The organism is Pseudomonas floridensis (assembly GCF_002087235.1).
Taxonomy (GTDB): domain Bacteria; phylum Pseudomonadota; class Gammaproteobacteria; order Pseudomonadales; family Pseudomonadaceae; genus Aquipseudomonas; species Aquipseudomonas floridensis.
This window is the reverse complement of sequence record NZ_MUIO01000111.1, coordinates 1-17,473: the sequence shown is the minus strand read 5'-3', so window position 1 is coordinate 17,473 and position 17,473 is coordinate 1. Positions and strand designations below refer to the sequence as shown.

The 17,473-nt window shown below is 59.8% G+C and carries 12 protein-coding genes; 5 read left to right on the top strand and 7 right to left on the bottom strand.

Annotated elements, in window-relative coordinates:
* Positions 1-29 precede the first annotated feature (29 nt).
* On the bottom strand, positions 30-1,424 hold the full coding sequence (sthA, locus tag BZK31_RS24315) for a Si-specific NAD(P)(+) transhydrogenase (RefSeq protein ID WP_083185830.1): 1,395 nt from the start codon (positions 1,422-1,424) through the stop codon (positions 30-32).
* A 156-nt stretch (positions 1,425-1,580) separates the two neighbouring features.
* Positions 1,581-2,501, bottom strand: a complete 921-nt coding sequence (locus BZK31_RS24310; RefSeq protein WP_244182727.1) for an FAD:protein FMN transferase — start codon at positions 2,499-2,501, stop codon at positions 1,581-1,583.
* A gap of 592 nt (positions 2,502-3,093) precedes the next feature.
* Here BZK31_RS24310 and tcuC point away from each other — a divergent pair.
* Positions 3,094-4,386 carry an MFS transporter gene (gene tcuC, locus BZK31_RS24305; protein WP_083185828.1) on the top strand — a complete coding sequence of 431 codons (1,293 nt, stop codon included), beginning with the start codon at positions 3,094-3,096 and terminating at the stop codon, positions 4,384-4,386.
* A 110-nt stretch (positions 4,387-4,496) separates the two neighbouring features.
* Here tcuC and BZK31_RS24300 read toward each other — a convergent pair whose 3' ends face one another.
* From BZK31_RS24300 to BZK31_RS24285, 4 genes are all read right to left on the bottom strand, one after another.
* Positions 4,497-4,739: a hypothetical protein gene (locus BZK31_RS24300; RefSeq protein WP_157900786.1), complete on the bottom strand. Its 243-nt coding sequence runs from the start codon at positions 4,737-4,739 to the stop codon at positions 4,497-4,499.
* Between the two features lie 99 nt (positions 4,740-4,838).
* A complete protein-coding gene (locus BZK31_RS24295) occupies positions 4,839-5,999 on the bottom strand; it encodes a sensor histidine kinase (protein ID WP_083185826.1) in 1,161 nt (386 codons plus the stop codon).
* 128 nt (positions 6,000-6,127) lie between these two features.
* Positions 6,128-7,393 (bottom strand): MFS transporter, encoded by a 1,266-nt coding sequence (locus tag BZK31_RS24290; RefSeq protein ID WP_083185825.1) that lies wholly within the window; start codon positions 7,391-7,393, stop codon positions 6,128-6,130.
* A 160-nt stretch (positions 7,394-7,553) separates the two neighbouring features.
* Positions 7,554-9,017 carry a glyceraldehyde-3-phosphate dehydrogenase gene (locus BZK31_RS24285; RefSeq protein ID WP_083185824.1) on the bottom strand — a complete coding sequence of 488 codons (1,464 nt, stop codon included), beginning with the start codon at positions 9,015-9,017 and terminating at the stop codon, positions 7,554-7,556.
* 189 nt (positions 9,018-9,206) lie between these two features.
* On the opposite strand from BZK31_RS24285, the gene mfd reads away from it, so the two are divergent.
* The 3 genes from mfd to BZK31_RS24270 all read left to right on the top strand — a co-directional run bounded on the left by mfd (position 9,207) and on the right by BZK31_RS24270 (position 16,015).
* Positions 9,207-12,659 carry a transcription-repair coupling factor gene (gene mfd, locus BZK31_RS24280; RefSeq protein ID WP_083185823.1) on the top strand — a complete coding sequence of 1,151 codons (3,453 nt, stop codon included), beginning with the start codon at positions 9,207-9,209 and terminating at the stop codon, positions 12,657-12,659.
* Positions 12,660-12,670: 11 nt separating this feature from the next.
* The gene (locus tag BZK31_RS24275) at positions 12,671-13,195 is read left to right on the top strand and encodes a CsiV family protein (protein ID WP_083185822.1); all 525 of its coding nucleotides are present in this window, start codon (positions 12,671-12,673) and stop codon (positions 13,193-13,195) included.
* Between the two features lie 75 nt (positions 13,196-13,270).
* Positions 13,271-16,015: a DEAD/DEAH box helicase gene (locus BZK31_RS24270; RefSeq protein ID WP_083185821.1), complete on the top strand. Its 2,745-nt coding sequence runs from the start codon at positions 13,271-13,273 to the stop codon at positions 16,013-16,015.
* A 33-nt stretch (positions 16,016-16,048) separates the two neighbouring features.
* Here BZK31_RS24270 and BZK31_RS24265 read toward each other — a convergent pair whose 3' ends face one another.
* Positions 16,049-16,606: a cysteine hydrolase family protein gene (locus BZK31_RS24265; protein WP_083185820.1), complete on the bottom strand. Its 558-nt coding sequence runs from the start codon at positions 16,604-16,606 to the stop codon at positions 16,049-16,051.
* 162 nt (positions 16,607-16,768) lie between these two features.
* Here BZK31_RS24265 and BZK31_RS24260 point away from each other — a divergent pair.
* The coding region (locus tag BZK31_RS24260; RefSeq protein ID WP_083185819.1) for a 3-oxoacyl-ACP reductase family protein at positions 16,769-17,473 on the top strand (705 nt) is incomplete at its 3' end.

Here is a 17,473-nt window from a genome sequence, read left to right as displayed (position 1 = left end):
GGCCGGCTCAGGCCACCGGCCGGAGTCGCTCAAAAAAGCCGGTTGAGGCCATCGTAAGCGGCTACCCGATAGGCTTCGGCCATGGTCGGGTAGTTGAACGTGGTGTTCACGAAATACTTCATGGTATTGGCGTCGCCGGGCTGATTCATGATCGCCTGGCCGATGTGCACGATCTCCGACGCCTGGTCGCCGAAGCAATGCACGCCCAGCACTTCCAGGGTTTCGCGATGGAACAGGATCTTCAGCATCCCGACCCGCTCGCCGGAAATCTGCGCACGCGCCATGCCTTTGAAGAACGCCTTGCCGACTTCATATGGCACCTTGGCCTGGGTCAGCTCGTGCTCGTTCTTGCCGATCGAGCTGATCTCGGGAATGGTGTAGATCCCGGTCGGCACGTCGTTGACGTAACGCCAGCTGCCGTTGTCGACCACACTGCCCGCCGCCGAGCGGCCCTGGTCGTATGCCGCACTGGCCAGGCTCGGCCAGCCAATCACGTCGCCTGCGCCATAAACACTGGCGACGGTCGTACGATAGTTTTCGTCGACTTCGATCTGGCCCCGGCCGTTGGCCTTGAGACCGATGTTTTCCAGGCCCAGCTTGTCGGTGTTGCCGGTCCGCCCGTTGCACCACAGCAAGGCATCGGCCTTGATCTTCTTGCCGGATTTCAGGTGCAGAATCACCCCGTTGTCCAGGCCTTCGACCTTCTCGTACTCTTCGTTATGACGAACCATCACGTTGTTGTTGCTGAAGTGATAGCTCAGCGCTTGCGAGATCTCGGTATCGAGGAAACTCAACAGCTGGTCGCGATTATCCACCAGCTCGACCAGCACGCCCAGACCACTGAAGATCGATGCGTATTCGCAGCCGATCACGCCGGCGCCATAGATGATCAGCTTGCGCGGGGTGTGGCCGAGGCTGAGGATGGTGTCGCTGTCGTAGATGCGCTTGTGACTGAAATCGATATCCGCCGGGCGATACGGGCGCGATCCTGTGGCGATGATAATCTGGTTGGCGACCAGTTTTTCCACCACGCCATTGGGGCAGACCACATTGATGCTGTTCTCGTCGGCGAAGCTGCCTGTCCCAAAGAACACATCGACCCGGTTGCGTGCGTAGTAGCTGGTGCGCGAAGCGACCTGCTTGGAGATGACCATCTCCGCGTTCTTCAACACATCCGGAAACGAAAACCAGCGCGGCTCGCCTATGGCCCGGAACATGGGGTTGGTGTTGAACTGAATGATCTGTTTGACCGAGTGACGCAGTGCCTTGGATGGAATGGTGCCCAGGTGAGTACAGTTGCCCCCCACCTGCCGACGGCTGTCGACCATGGCGACCTTGCGTCCCGCCTTGGCGGCGTTCATTGCCGCGCCTTCTCCGGCTGGGCCGGAACCCAGTACCACTACGTCGTAGTTGTAGACAGCCATGCGTACTCCTTTAGAACAGTCCGAGGCGCCACTCTGGCATCTCTGGCTAAATCACGCCGCGCAGTCTAGCGCTGCGCCGAGGCGGCGAACATTAACCCTTGGTCGCGTCGAAGGCCACTTTTGTCTGCGCAAATAAGCCAGCCAAGTACAACGCACTTACAGGGGTCCCTCCGAGGTAAGGAGATCGAACGACGCATTGGTGCGAATGATAAAGCGCTTATCGGCACGAATCACAAAAAAAGCAGCAATTTTATGTTCTTGCGAATATTTCCAGGCGCGTTCCGGGCCAAGAATCAGCAACAGCGACGAAAGGCCGTCCGCCATCAGGGCTGAAGGATGGATGACGGTGACCGACGCCAGGTCATGACTGATCGGCTTGCCAGTCAAGGCATCCAGCGTGCGCGACGCCTGATGACGGGCTCCGCCAAAGAACACCGCGTGATCACTCGCCGTGGAGACGCTGTTGTCGTGTAACGCAAAGACTTCCTGCATCGCTTGATGTTCGTTATGCGGCAGTTCCAGTGTCACTCGCCACGCAGAACCGTCCGGCTTACGGCCTCTGGTCTTCAACTCCCCGGTGACCTGCACCAGATAATCGCGCACGCCCAGCGCCTCGAGACGCTGACCTATCCGGTCCACGGCGTAACCGGCAGCGATGCTGTTGAGATCGACGCGCACAGCGGCGGTCTTGCACAACCGCTGATCGTCAACGCGTAGCCCGCGGTAATCGACCTTGGCACGCGTTTCATCCAGTTGTTTGCGCGTCGGTGGGTCTTTGGGCCAACTGTCGGGACCAAATCCCCACAACTCCATCAACGGCTCTATCGTGACGTCGAAGGCGCCACTGCTTTCGCGGGACAGGTAATCACCGAGACGAACCATGTCCAGCACCGGCGCAGGCATTTTCTGGCAACTGTTGGCAGGCAGCGTATTGAACTGCGCGATGTCCGAATCGGTGCGCCACAGGGACATCTGCTGATCGACTTCAGCCAGGATGGCATCCACTTCACGATGCAGCGCGTGACTGTCGGGCTGACCGCGCCCCTGTGTATAGACCACTGAATAGTGACTGCCCATGGTCGGCCCGCCAAAACTTTGCAGACTCCTCTCCGGATCACAGCCACTACAGAAAATCAGCCCTACATACCCTGCAACTCGTCCAAACCAACCCAAACTCTTATCCCGCAAGGTAGAAGTCATCGAAAGTAGTGCACCGGCCACCGACGAAAAAGACCCGGTGAAGCACGACCTGTGCAACAGCAATCCGTTGCATGCCGAGTCCGCCAGAGCGCAATGACGTCCGGCAACAAAATCTGGAATCCTTTCAGATGAGCGGTAAAAGTCCATTTTGCCATCCTGGCGACCTGAGAATCCGGTGAGTGGCACTTAGACTCATTCTGGTTCCGCAGTTGACGTTAAAGCCGTCCATTACTGTTACACATCGTTACGGGAATAGTGGCGGTGACTTGCGTCAAACGAAAAATTTTCTCGTGCTGCTGTTTGTCAAGCCCTGGCACGCCGCTAAACAAACGCCGAAACGGTTGTCTTTGAGCCCTGTAACACATACTGTTACAAATATGCAGCGCGAGCCGAATGCATCGGCGACGTGATGCATACGGGATAAAAACGACAACGGACTCCAAGCCGATGAGCCTGAGCGAGTAACTAAATGGCCTCCACAACCAGTAAGGGCAAGGCGATCTTTCGCGTTGTCAGCGGTAACTTCCTCGAGATGTTCGATTTCATGGTCTATGGCTTTTATGCCACGGCCATCGCCAAAGCGTTCTTTCCTTCCGACAGTGCCTTCGCATCGCTGATGCTGTCGCTGGCAACCTTCGGCGCAGGTTTTCTGATGCGTCCACTGGGTGCCATCTTCCTGGGTGCCTACATTGACCGCCACGGCCGCCGCAAAGGCCTGATCGTGACGCTGGCCATGATGGCGATGGGCACACTGTTGATCGCCTGCGTGCCGGGTTATGCCACGCTGGGTGTCGCGGCACCGTTGCTGGTCCTGCTTGGTCGCCTGCTGCAAGGCTTCTCGGCGGGCGTGGAACTGGGCGGCGTTTCGGTGTATCTGGCTGAAATTTCGACGCCCGGTCGCAAGGGTTTCTTTGTCAGCTGGCAGTCCGCAAGCCAACAGGCCGCGGTGGTTTTCGCCGGTCTGCTGGGCGTCGGCCTGAATCACTGGCTCAGCCCCGAACAAATGAGCGACTGGGGCTGGCGCGTTCCGTTCCTGGTCGGCTGCATGATCGTGCCGGCGATCTTCATCATCCGCCGTTCGCTGGAAGAGTCCCCCGAGTTCGAAGCCCGCAAGCATCGCCCGACTCTGGGTGAAGTGGTGCGCTCCATCAGCCAGAACTTCGGTCTGGTGCTGGGCGGCATGGCGCTGGTGGTCATGACCACGGTGTCGTTCTACCTGATCACCGCCTACACCCCGACCTTTGGCAAGAACGAACTGAACCTGACCGATCTGGAAAGCCTGCTGGTCACCGTCTGCGTGGGTGTGTCCAACTTCATCTGGCTGCCGATCATGGGTTCGTTTTCGGACCGGATCGGCCGCAAGCCGTTGTTGATCGCGGCCACTGTCCTGGCAATCGCCACGGCCTACCCAGCCCTGTCGTGGCTGGTTGAACACCCAAGCTTCAGCCATCTGCTGATGGTCGAGCTGTGGTTCTCGTTCCTGTATGGCTCTTACAACGGCGCGATGGTCGTGGCGCTGACCGAGATCATGCCGGTCGAAGTCCGCACCACCGGTTTCTCGCTGGCCTACAGCCTGGCGACCGCGACTTTCGGCGGCTTTACACCTGCGGCCTGTACCTACCTGATTCACGCGCTGGGCAACAAAGCCGCGCCCGGCATCTGGTTGACGGGTGCCGCTGTGCTTGGCTTGATCGCAACGCTGGTGCTGTTCCGCAAAGGCGGCCAGAAACTCGAAGCGCCTGGCGCTGCTGCCACAGCCTGATCAAGGGTCACACGATAAAAAACCCCGGCCTGACGTCGTCAGGCCGGGGTTTTTAGTACCTGAGTATGGAAATTCCGGCATGGCTACGCCGAAGCGCCGCCTGGTCACCCTTAGCGTGCGTGAATCGGCGCAACTTTAGTAGCGGGTTTGGCAGTCCAGGGGGCCGTCTTGCCACACGCCTTGTCCAACTCCTCCCAAGGATTTGAGTTTTCATGCGCGCACCAGCAGCCAGCCTGGTGAGAAAACGCCAGCCCGCGATCCGATTCTTCCTGCATGGACAGGCACACTCTGCAAGACACCACATGCCTGTTCAGCCGCCAGCGACTGTTCCACTTGATGAGATCGTCGATCATCATCCGCCCCCTTCCAATATCTCGGTCTTGTAGCTGTGAGTGACGGCGTCGCTGCAAGTTTCTGAATGTTTCAAAGTAACTGACCGACGGCCCTTTCGATCAATATTCAGCGAGAGGCAACGGCGAGGCACTGCTCGGGGTTAAAGGTATTCTGACGATAAAGGTGGTCCCATGACCCGCAACGGAATCGACTTCGATACTGCCGTGATGCGCGCTGACAATGGCTGATGCGATGTACAGCCCAAGCCCCAGACCAGCACCGGCGCCATATTCCACACCGCCATCGCGCAGATGCCGAACCATGGGACTAAACAGACTGGCCTTGGCACCCTCTTCGATGGGAGCCCCTTGGTTGTGAACCGCCAGACACGCAAATCCCTGCTCATCAGTCAACGTCACTGTCACCGTCTTGCCGGGGCTGCCGTGTTTGATCGCGTTGCCTATCAGATTGGAAATCACTTGTTCCATGCGAGAGCGATCAAAGCTTGCGACCAGCCGAGCCTGCGAACGCAGAACAATGTTGCGGTCCGGATGATAGGCGCATGCCTCCTCGACCATTGCCTCGCACGCCTGAGCGAGGTCATCCGTCTCTCTACGCACGGGGATGCCCGAGCCCAGTTGGGTGCGCGTGAAATCCAGCAGATCGCCGACGATGCTGACCGAACGCTTCACGCTGGTAAAAATACGTGACACATTCTTGAGGGATTTAGGAGGAAGATCACCTGCCCCCAAGAGCACCTCGGCGCTTAGCGAAATAGCCCCCAACGGACTGCGCAGATCATGCCCGAGAATCCCGAGAAATACGTTGCGCGCGGCGTCGACCGCCTGCGTGTAAGTCACAACCGACTCCGCGAGCGCTTGATCGATCGCCTCGTTGAAACGAATGATGTCGGAAATCTCCTCATCTCTCGTCACATCCTTGGGCGGCATCCAGAGCACCAGTACGCTGGTCCGCAAGGCCCTGTACTCGGCAATCATCTGACCGATCGTGAACCCCGACGTCTGACGCGTATCGGCATGGGTTTCAGCAGCAGTAGGCTTGAGCGAATCGGGTGCTTCGCCGTGAGATTTCGAAATTCTTGCGGTATGGCTCTGGGTCGTCCGCAGGTCAGCCGCAATCGTGAGCAGCATCTGTTCGGCATGGTCTCGCAACGCCACAGCGTCCATACCGTCCGCGGCAGGCGTCATGGTTTTAGCGAAGTCTTCCCATTGCTGCAGGATGGGCTCGATATTCTGAAGGATGAAATCAGCCAACCGCATGCTGTGTACTCCATTACAAAGTGAAAAACGATGTGCGGCTCAAGGAATAACTCGACGCGAGGCTACAGGGATCGCAGGCGGCCCGGTGAATTAGATTCGGATCGGCGATATTCGCGTTCCACAGACACTCAGACTTTGCGCGTCCAGGGCCTGAAACTCAGCCACAGCAATAACCCGGGAAGCTGCAAGGCGATCATCAGCCCCAACGACCATTGATAGGCCTGGGCCGGGTGCGCGACGCCGCTCAGGGTTGGCCAGAGGTTCAATACCGCCCCCATCAGCCACTGAAGAATGAACGCGAGCACGAACACCACAAGGTTGAACGACGAACTCACCCGCCCCGCCAGTTCCGGTCCAACCGATTGCGCGACGATTGCGTAGTTCATGGTCGTCGAAGTGCCAAAGAAGCTGAAACCCATGACGATCAGATAAGGCGAAACCGGCAGACCGCTGATCATGAGTACCTGAAAACCGATGAAGATCGCCATGCCTGTGCCGCAGATCATGATCGGTTGCACACCGAAGCGCCGCAGGTAATCGGTGACGAATCCGAAAGTCAGGGAACCCGCGACCATGGCGACTGCGCCGAACAGCAGCACGCGCGCCATGCCGGATTCGTTCAGGCCGGCCACATCATGCAGCCAGGGGCCCATCCATAACGATAACACCGCCATGTAAATGGCATGCGCGCATACCGAGTACAGCGCCAGACGCCAGAAAGTCCGTGACGAATACAGCGTGCCGACAGCGGCGAACAGGTCAGCGTAGCGCGTGGGTTTGGCGTCATAGGCTTTGGGCACGCTGATATGAATGATGACTGCGACGCAGAATGTCAGCACCGCCAGAATCAGAAACGCTTCCCGCCAGCTGAACCAGCTCAACAGCAGGTGCAAAGGCGTGGTCGACGCCATCGCGCCCAGACCGCCAATCGACAGCAGGCAGGCCGTGCTCAGCGGCAGACGCTCCACCGGCAGCCAGATCGCGCAAGCCTTGATAGCACTCATCAGCGATCCGGCGACTCCCAGACCGATCAACCCGCGACCGATCAGCAGACCCGTTTCGCTGCTCGACAGGCTGAACATGACCGAACCCGCAACCGCAAGCAGCAACATGGGTGCCTGCACGCTGCGCGGACCATACCGGTCCAGCATTACGCCGAGCGGGATCTGCGCAGCCGCGAAGGTCAGAAAGTATACGCCCGTCAGTATCCCCAGACTGCTGGCGGGCAAGCTCAGGTCGGCCTGTAGATCGACGTAGATGACCGCATTGACCGTACGAAACAGATAGGAAACAAAGTGTCCCAGACCGAAAGGAATGAAGATTGTCAGGAACAGAAAAAAGAAACTGCTTTTGAGCTGTTTTTGCGGGCCGTCCATGACCGGGCCATCGTTCATCAGCACACCAGTCCATTAGTTTTTTTGTCAGTGCAGCGCCTCTTTATACACGCAGGCTGCGGACAAACTAAAGGGCCGGACCCTGCTAGCGCAGAATCCGGCCCTTCAATGACCCACCCGGCTCACGTTGCAGCACAACGCGTGCTGCAACGTGCGCACCTTACTGCGGGAACGCTGGCGGGTTGACGTCCGCCATGTCTTCCATCACCCGCACTACCTGATGGCTGTAACCGAACTCGTTGTCGTACCAGACGTACAGCACGACACGGTTGTCGTTGACGATGGTGGCTTCGGCATCCACGACACCGGCATGACGCGAGCCCACGAAGTCGGTGGACACCACTTCCTGCGAGTTCACAAAATCGATCTGCTTGTGCAGATCCGAGTGCAGCGCCATGTAACGCAGGTACTCGTTCATTTCTTCGCGAGTGGTCTGCTTCTCAAGGTTGAGGTTGAGAATGGCCATGGACACGTTCGGCGTTGGAACGCGGATGGCGTTGCCGGTCAGTTTGCCGGCCAGTTCAGGCAGTGCCTTGGCTGCCGCAGTGGCAGCACCGGTTTCGGTGATGACCATGTTCAGCGCGGCACTGCGGCCACGACGGTCGCCCTTGTGGAAGTTATCGATCAGGTTCTGGTCGTTGGTGTACGAGTGAACCGTTTCGACGTGACCATTGACGATACCAAACTTGTCGTTGACCGCCTTGAGCACCGGCACGATGGCGTTGGTGGTGCAGGACGCGGCGGACACGATCTTGTCGTCGGCGGTGATTTCACCGTGGTTGATGCCGTGCACGATGTTCTTCAGCTTGCCTTTGCCCGGCGCGGTCAGAACCACACGGTCGATGCCAGGGCAGGACAGATGCTGACCCAGACCGTCGGCGTCACGCCACACACCGGTGTTGTCGACCAGCAGAGCGTCCTTGATCCCGTACTGGGTGTAATCCACCTCGGTCGGGTTCTTGGCGTAGATCACCTGGATCAGGTTACCGTTGGCAGTGATGGTGCTGTTGGCTTCGTCGATGGTGATGGTGCCGTCGAAAGGACCGTGCACCGAATCGCGACGCAGCAGGCTGGCACGCTTGACCAGATCGTTTTCCGCACCTTTGCGGACCACGATGGCGCGCAGACGCAGGCCGTCGCCACCACCGGTTTTCTCGATCAGGATGCGCGCCAACAGGCGGCCGATGCGACCGAAACCGTAAAGCACAACGTCCGTGCCCTTGCGCGGACTGGTGTTCTGCTGACCCACGACGCTGGCCAGTTCGTCACGCACGAACTGCTCGGGCGTACGACCATTGCCTTCGGTCTTGAACTTGACCGCCAGCTTGCCCAGGTCCACCGAAGCGGCGCCCAGTTTAAGCTCGCTCATCGCTTTGATGAGCGGGAAAGTCTCGTGTACGGACAACTCACTCGCATCGGACTGACGATGGCGCGCAAAGCGGTGGGCTTTGAGAATCGCGATGACTGATCGGTTGATCAGGCTGCGGCCATAGATCGAACTCACCACATTGTTATTGCGGTAGAGCTGACCGATAAGCGGGATCATCGCCTCGGCGAGGGCTTCACGATCGATCCATTCACCAAGACACTGGTCGGGCTTCTGAGTCACGGGAACCTTCCACATGTAGGGGCTGAAAAAAGGGGCTACATTATGACCAAGCCAGTGTTTATGAGCAATGCGCGACTGTCAGATCGTTACGCACTACATAATTTCGGCCCGTAAATACGAGGTATTACGCTGGAAAACTGACAGCCACCACCTTCCCCCGCTACAATCCCCGCCCCTGTCGCAACGCCTGGAGCCTGACCTTCCGTGCCAGTTCTGCGTCTACCGCTTCTCTCTGCCGCTGCAGGCAAACACCACTGGGGCAATCTTCCCGGTGCCGCACTGAGCCTGGCCATCGCCGAGGCTGCCAGCGCCGCCAAGCGCTTTACCCTGCTCCTGACCGCTGACAGCCAGAGTGCCGAGCGGCTGGAACAGGAACTGAAGTTCTTCGCGCCCACGCTGCCGGTTCTGCACTTCCCGGACTGGGAAACCCTGCCCTACGATCTGTTCTCGCCGCACCAGGACATCATTTCCCAACGGATTGCCAGCCTGTATCGCCTGCCGGAACTGGAGCATGGCGTTCTGGTAGTTCCGATCACCACGGCCCTACACAGGCTGGCGCCGACCAAATTCCTGCTGGGCAGCAGCCTGGTGCTGGACGTTGGCCAGAAGCTCGACGTAGAAGCCATGCGCACCCGTCTGGAAGCCAGCGGCTATCGCTATGTGGACACGGTGTACGAGCACGGCGAGTTCACCGTGCGCGGCGCGCTGATCGACCTGTTCCCGATGGGCAGCAAGGTGCCTTACCGCATTGATCTGTTCGACGACGAGATCGAAACCCTGCGCACGTTCGACCCGGACACTCAGCGCTCCATCGAGAAAGTGGAATCGGTGCGGCTGTTGCCAGCACGCGAATTCCCGCTCAAGAAAGAAGAAGTCACCCGCTTCAAGGCACGCTTCCGTGAGCGCTTCGACGTGGACTTCCGTCGCAGCCCGATCTTTCAGGACCTGAGCAGCGGGATCACACCGGCCGGTATCGAGTACTACATCCCGCTGTTCTTCGAGGAAACCTCGACGCTGTTTGATTACCTGCCGCAGGACACCCAGGTGTTTTCGCTGCCGGGCATCGAGCAGGCGGCGGAGAACTTCTGGAAAGACGTGCGCAACCGCTATGAAGAGCGGCGCGTCGATCCCTCGCGACCATTGCTGCCACCGGATGAATTGTTCCTGCCGGTCGAAGATTGTTTTGCGCGCCTGAAAAACTGGCCGCGCGTCGTCGCCAGTCAACAGGACATCGAAGCGGGCAGCGGCCGTGAGCGGTTTCCCGCCAAAGGCCTGCCTGACCTGGCAATCGAAGCCAAGGCCACGCAGCCACTGGCAGCGCTGTCGACCTTTCTCGATGAATTCCCCGGTCGCGTGCTGTTTACCGCCGAGTCGGCCGGACGCCGGGAAGTGTTGCTCGAACTGCTGGAGCGCCTGAAGCTGCGGCCGAAGACCGTCGACAACTGGCTCGACTTCGTCGATGGCAAGGAGCGGTTGGCAATCACCATCGCCCCGCTGGACGAAGGCCTGTTACTGGAAGACCCGGCCCTGGCGCTGGTCGCCGAGAGCCCGCTGTTCGGTCAGCGGGTCATGCAACGTCGTCGCCGTGAAAAGCGCACCGACGGCGGTAACAACGACGCGGTCATCAAGAACCTGACCGAGTTGCGCGAAGGCGCGCCAGTGGTGCACATCGACCACGGTGTCGGGCGCTACCTGGGCCTGGCCACGCTGGAAGTCGAAAACCAGGTCGCCGAATTCCTGATGCTGGCCTACGCCGAGGACGCCAAGCTGTACGTCCCGGTCGCCAACCTGCACCTGATTGCCCGCTACACAGGCAGCGACGACGAAATGGCGCCGCTGCACCGCCTGGGTTCGGAAACCTGGCAGAAAGCCAAGCGCAAGGCCGCCGAGCAAGTACGCGACGTGGCTGCCGAACTGCTGGACATCTACGCCCGCCGCGCGGCCCGCGAAGGCTATGCGTTTGCCGACCCGAAAGCCGATTACGCCACTTTCAGCGCAGGCTTCCCATTCGAAGAAACACCGGATCAGCAGACCACTATTGAGGCGGTACGCGCCGACATGCTGGCGCCCAAGCCAATGGATCGACTGGTCTGCGGTGACGTGGGTTTCGGCAAGACCGAAGTCGCGATGCGTGCCGCGTTCATTGCCGTGCATGGCGGTAAACAGGTCGCGATTCTGGTACCGACCACCCTGCTCGCCCAGCAGCATTACAACAGTTTCCGCGACCGCTTCGCCGACTGGCCAGTAACAGTCGAGGTCATGAGCCGCTTCAAGTCGGCCAAGGAAGTCAGCGCCGCCGTGGCCGATCTGGCCGAAGGCAAGATCGACATCGTCATCGGCACGCACAAGCTGTTGCAGGACGACGTGAAGATCAAGAACCTGGGGCTGGTCATCATCGACGAAGAACACCGCTTCGGTGTGCGTCAGAAAGAACAGCTCAAGGCCCTGCGCAGCGAAGTCGACATCCTGACCCTGACAGCGACGCCGATCCCGCGCACCTTGAACATGGCGGTGTCGGGCATGCGCGACTTGTCGATCATCGCCACGCCACCGGCCCGCAGGCTGTCGGTGCGCACTTTCGTCATGGAGCAGAACAAACCCACGATCAAGGAAGCGCTGCTGCGCGAATTGCTGCGTGGCGGTCAGGTGTATTACCTGCACAACGACGTCAAGACCATCGAGAAGTGCGCCGCCGACCTGGCCGAACTGGTGCCCGAAGCCCGTATCGGCATCGGCCACGGCCAGATGCGCGAGCGCGAACTCGAACAGGTAATGAGCGACTTCTATCACAAGCGCTTCAACGTGCTGATTGCCTCGACCATCATCGAGACCGGTATCGACGTTCCGAGCGCCAACACCATTATCATCGAGCGCGCCGACAAGTTCGGCCTGGCGCAACTGCACCAGTTGCGTGGTCGCGTCGGACGCAGTCACCACCAGGCCTATGCCTATCTGCTGACTCCGCCGCGCAAGCAGGTCACGCGGGATGCGGAAAAGCGTCTGGAAGCGATCGCCAATACCCAGGACTTGGGCGCGGGGTTCGTGCTGGCCACCAACGACCTGGAAATCCGCGGCGCGGGCGAGCTGTTGGGTGACGGCCAGAGCGGCCAGATTCAGGCTGTGGGTTTCACCCTGTACATGGAAATGCTCGAACGTGCGGTGAAGTCGATTCGCAAGGGTGAACAGCCCAATCTCGATCAGCCGCTGGGCGGCGGGCCGGAAATCAACCTGCGCGTACCGGCGCTGATTCCCGAAGCCTACCTGCCGGATGTGCATACGCGTCTGATTCTCTACAAACGCATTGCCAACGCCGCCGATGAAGACGGCCTGAAAGATCTGCAGGTCGAGATGATCGACCGTTTCGGCCTGCTGCCGGAACCGACCAAGGCGCTGGTACGCATCACTCAGCTCAAACTGCGTGCCGAACAGCTGGGCATCCGCAAGATCGACGCCGGGCCGCAAGGAGGGCGCATCGAATTCGCGGCTGAAACTCCGGTCGACCCGCTGACCCTGATCAAGCTGATCCAGAGCCAGCCCAACCGCTACAAGTTCGAAGGCGCCACGCTGTTCAAATTCATGGTGCCCATGGAACGCTCAGATGAGCGTTTCAACACGATCGAAGCGCTGCTCGAGCGCCTGACCCCGACAACTGCTTGAAGGATTCATCCATGCGTCTGTTTCGTTCATTGATCCTGCTGCTGACGCTCGTCGCCCCGACGGCGTTTGCAGACGGCACCTATCAGGTGGAGATGATTCTGTTCCGCCAGAGCGGTGAGCCGGCCGCCACGCCCCAGCTTGCACCGGAAGACTGGGACGCGGGCGCGCAGAAAATCGGTGCCGACAATGAACGCAGTCCGGCCCTTACCGATCTGGTGACCAAACTGCAAGGCAGTGGCAACTATGAAGTGCTGATGCAGCGCGCCTGGCAGCAGACCATTGGCACCGAGCCCGGTAAGATTGCCGTGACCAGCGGCAAGGAGCAGCTCGGCCACTTCCCTATCGAAGGCACGGTGAGTCTGGCGATCGATCGCTTCACCGACATTGATGCGCAGTTCTGGATCAACCAGCTGGATGCGCACGGGGTGGTCGTCAGCAGCGAACGCATGAAGCAGACTGCCAGGGTCAAGAACGGTGGGCTGACGTATCTGGACAACGGTAATCTGGCACTGCTGATCAAAGTCTCCCCGCTTTGATCGCTACGTATTCAAGGAGCACAGGCGTGCTCCCTTTCTTTTTGAGCATCGCTGCGGCGTAGGGCTTTTTTTAACTTGTCGTCCATTCTCGAAAAAGTCCTCGCCTCGGCCTGGACAGACCTGTTCACTGATCGAACGCTTGAGCGCGGGCGCGACTACGCCCAGCAGAAACGTATCGTGCTGGAAGACTCCAGCCCGCAAATCATCCGCACCGCCTGCCGAGGCTCGGGGCTGGAGATTTATACCCAGACCCTGCTGTTCAAGGACCCGGATCGCTACCGCAATTACCTGACCTGCAAGTGCACCTGCCCGGTGCGCAACGACTGCAAGCACTGCGTAGCGGCGATGTACTTTCTGCAGGATCCGAAAAACCAGCCGTTGCTGCAGGCCGCGCTGAACGCTCACGAGCGCGAAATCCAGACCCAGATCGAACAAAAGCCAAAGCTGCCCGAGCGACTGGTCGATACCCTGCGCCCCAAGCCGCGACTGATTCTGGCCAGCATCGAATTCAGCGCCTACGAGCCGCGCAACGGGCGCATGCAACGGCATGTCCAGCACCGCGCGGCGCTGGCGTTCGCTTACGGCAAGCATTACGCGACAGGCACCACCAACGTCAGCATCCTGGTGAGTTCGCTGGGCAGCGATCTGGTCAACCAGAAAAGCGACATCATTGAACACACCGAAACCGAAACCCTGCGCATCCGGCGTCAGGGCGAGCAGGAGCGTCAGCTTCGCCAGCAGTTGACCGACCTGGGTTTCAAGGTCGCCACCCGGCAAAGCAAGGCCTTGCCCGACAGCGCTGGCGACATGTATGAACTGCCCAACGACAAGGCCTGGCTGCACTTCGTCCTCGATGACCTGCCAAGGCTGCGTGAGGAAGGCTGGGAGATCGAGATTCAGGATGAGTTCGGCTTCGACGTTACGCCGGTGGAGGACTGGTACGCGGTCATCGACGAAGAGAACGAACGCGACTGGTTCGACCTGGAGCTGGGCATCATCGTCAACGGCGAACGCCTCAGCCTGTTGCCGATCCTGATCAATCTGATCCGCAGTCATCCCGAACTGATGAGCCCTTCGGCCGTTGCCAAGCGCGGCGACGAAGAGCAACTGCTGGTGCAGCTCAATCACTTCACGCAAAGCGGCGGCAGTCCGGTGCAGATCGCCCTGCCCTACGGTCGACTGAAACCGGTACTGGCAACGCTCGGCGATTTCTACTGGCGTCAGGAAGGCAACAACGCGCTGCGCATGAGCAAGGCCGACGCAGCGCGCCTGACCCAACTCGAAGACTTGCCATTGACCTGGCAGGGTGGCGACCGGCTTCGGCATTTCGCCGAACGGCTGGTCAACATCAAGGACGCGCCGGTCAGCGTGCCGGACGGCCTGAATGCGACCTTGCGCCCCTATCAGCTCGAGGGCCTGAGCTGGATGCAGTCCTTGCGCGAGCTGGAAGTCGGTGGTGTGCTGGCCGACGACATGGGCCTGGGCAAGACCCTGCAGACCCTGGCGCACCTGTTGATGGAAAAACAGGCAGGGCGTCTGGATCGCCCGGCGCTGGCCGTCATGCCCACCAGCCTGATCCCCAACTGGCTGGACGAGTCCGAGCACTTCACGCCGGACCTCAAGGTGCTGGCACTGTATGGTGCCAATCGTCATCAGGACGCAAGCAGCCTGCAGGACTACGACCTGATTCTGACCACTTACGCCCTGCTGCCCCGCGACCTTGAACTGTTGGAAAAACAGCCGTTCCACCTGCTGATTCTCGACGAAGCGCAATACATCAAAAACCCCAACAGCAAAGCCGCCCAGGCCGCGCGCCACCTCAATGCGCGGCAGCGGCTGTGTCTGAGCGGCACGCCACTGGAAAATCACTTGGGCGAATTGTGGTCGCTGTTTCACTTCCTGATGCCCGGCTGGCTGGGCAACAGCAAGGAATTCAACAGCAACTACCGCACCGCCATCGAGAAGCACGGCAATCAGGACCGCCTGCAGCACCTGAATGCGCGCATCAAGCCGTTCCTGCTGCGCCGCACCAAGGAACAGGTCGCCACCGAACTGCCGCCCAAGACCGAGATCATTCACTGGGTCGACCTTAATGACGCCCAGCGTGATGTATACGAAACCGTGCGCCTGGCAATGGACAAGAAGGTCCGCGACGAAATCACCCGCAAAGGCGTGGCACGCAGTCAGATCATCATTCTGGAAGCGCTGCTCAAGCTGCGCCAGGTCTGCTGCGACCTGCGGCTGGTCAACCCGGACATGCCGATCAACAGCAAACAGGGATCGTCGGGCAAGCTCAACAGCCTGATGGAAATGTTCGAGGAATTGCTCGCCGAGGGTCGCAAGATCCTGTTGTTCTCGCAGTTCACTTCGATGCTGACCCTGATCGAAGCCGAGCTCAAACAGCGCGACATCCCCTACGCCCTGCTGACCGGTTCGACCCGCGACCGGCGCACGCCGATCCATGATTTCCAGAGCGGCAAGCTGCCGATCTTTCTGATCAGCCTCAAGGCTGGCGGTACCGGCCTGAATCTGACAGCCGCCGACACCGTAATTCACTACGACCCGTGGTGGAACCCGGCCGCTGAAAACCAGGCCACCGACCGCGCCTACCGCATTGGTCAGGACAAGCCTGTGTTCGTTTACAAGATGATCGCCCGCGGTACGGTGGAAGAGAAAATCCAACGCCTGCAACGCGAGAAGTCAGCCTTGGCGGCCGGTGTGCTCGATGGGCGCAGCAGCGGTGACTGGAAACTGCGCGACGAAGACCTGCAGGCCTTGTTCGCGCCGTTGCCTGCGGTACCGAAGAAATCTGGCAAGTAACGAACGGGGTTATCGGAACGATAACCCCGGTTTTCAAAGCCCGCCCAGAATCTGCGCCGTCGAAAGAACGTTCGCGTACTCGCCGTGCAGGTTGGCCAGCGACATGGCGTGCACCTCCTCAGCGCTGCGAGGCGTGCCGAAAAAGTCCGCCTGATCGAAGGTAAAGCAGGCGTCATGGGCGACGATGACCTCAAAACCCAGATTACCGCCGCTGCGCGCCGTGGATTCCACCGAATTGTTGGTGACGACACCCGCGATCACTACCTGTCGAACGCCATCCGAACGCAACCACATTTCCAGAAAAGACCCGCAAAAGGCATCAGGCACCTGCTTGCTGAGCTCGCGCTCATCCGCCAGCGGCAGAAACGCAGGCTGATACTCCACGCCTGACTGCTCCGGCCAGAACACCGAAGACGGCGATGTGGAGAAATGCCGGACATGAATCACGGGGCGCCGTGCGTGCCGCCAGGCCTGCAGCAGCTCTGAGGCCCGGTCTTCGGCCTGCGGATTGTTGCGCCGCCCCAGCTTGGGGTGATTGATGCCCTGCTGCAGGTCAATCAGGATCAGGGTGCTGTCGGGAAGAAGGTCCATCCGGTTGATTCCTTGAACATCGGAGCAGAAACGCCGCTCGTAAGCATGACGGCATCAGACAGCGCTGGATAGCCTATCCCGGCTACGCTGTCTACGCAGAAACGCGCTACACCCCGGATCAAATCCTTCCCTTCATCCATCGCAACCCACCCGGAGAACACCATGAATCAGCATCTGAACCTTGCCGGCAAAGTCGCCTTCGTCCAGGGCGGCTCCCGTGGAATCGGCGCAGCCATCGTCAGGCGCCTGGCCAAGGAAGGCGCAGCCGTCGCCTTTACCTACGTCAGCTCTGAAGAAGCCGCGCTCGAGATGCAGGGCAGCATCACCGCCAACGGCGGCCATGCACTGGCGATCCGCGCCGACAGCGCTGATGAAAAAGCCATCCGCCAAGCCATTCAAACCGCCGCCGAAAACCTCGGCGGCCTGGACATCCTGGTCAACAACGCAGGCGTGCTGGCCATCGCACCGCTTAACGAGTTCACCATGGAGGACTTCGACAGAACCCTGGCCATCAACGTGCGCAGCGTGTTTATCGCCAGCCAGGAAGCCGCCCGCCATATGAGCGAAGGTGGTCGCATCATCAACATCGGCAGCACCAACGCCGACCGTGTGCCCTTCGCAGGCGGTGCGACCTACGCCATGAGCAAATCGGCGCTGATCGGTCTGACCAAAGGCATGGCACGAGATCTGGGGCCACAAGGTATTACCGTCAACAACGTTCAGCCTGGCCCTGTCGACACCGACATGAACCCCGACCAGAGCGAATTCGCCGACACTATCAAAGGCTTCCTGGCCATCCCGCGTTACGGCAAGGCAGAAGAAATCGCCGGTTTCGTCGCCTACCTGGCAGGCCCCGAAGCCGATTAC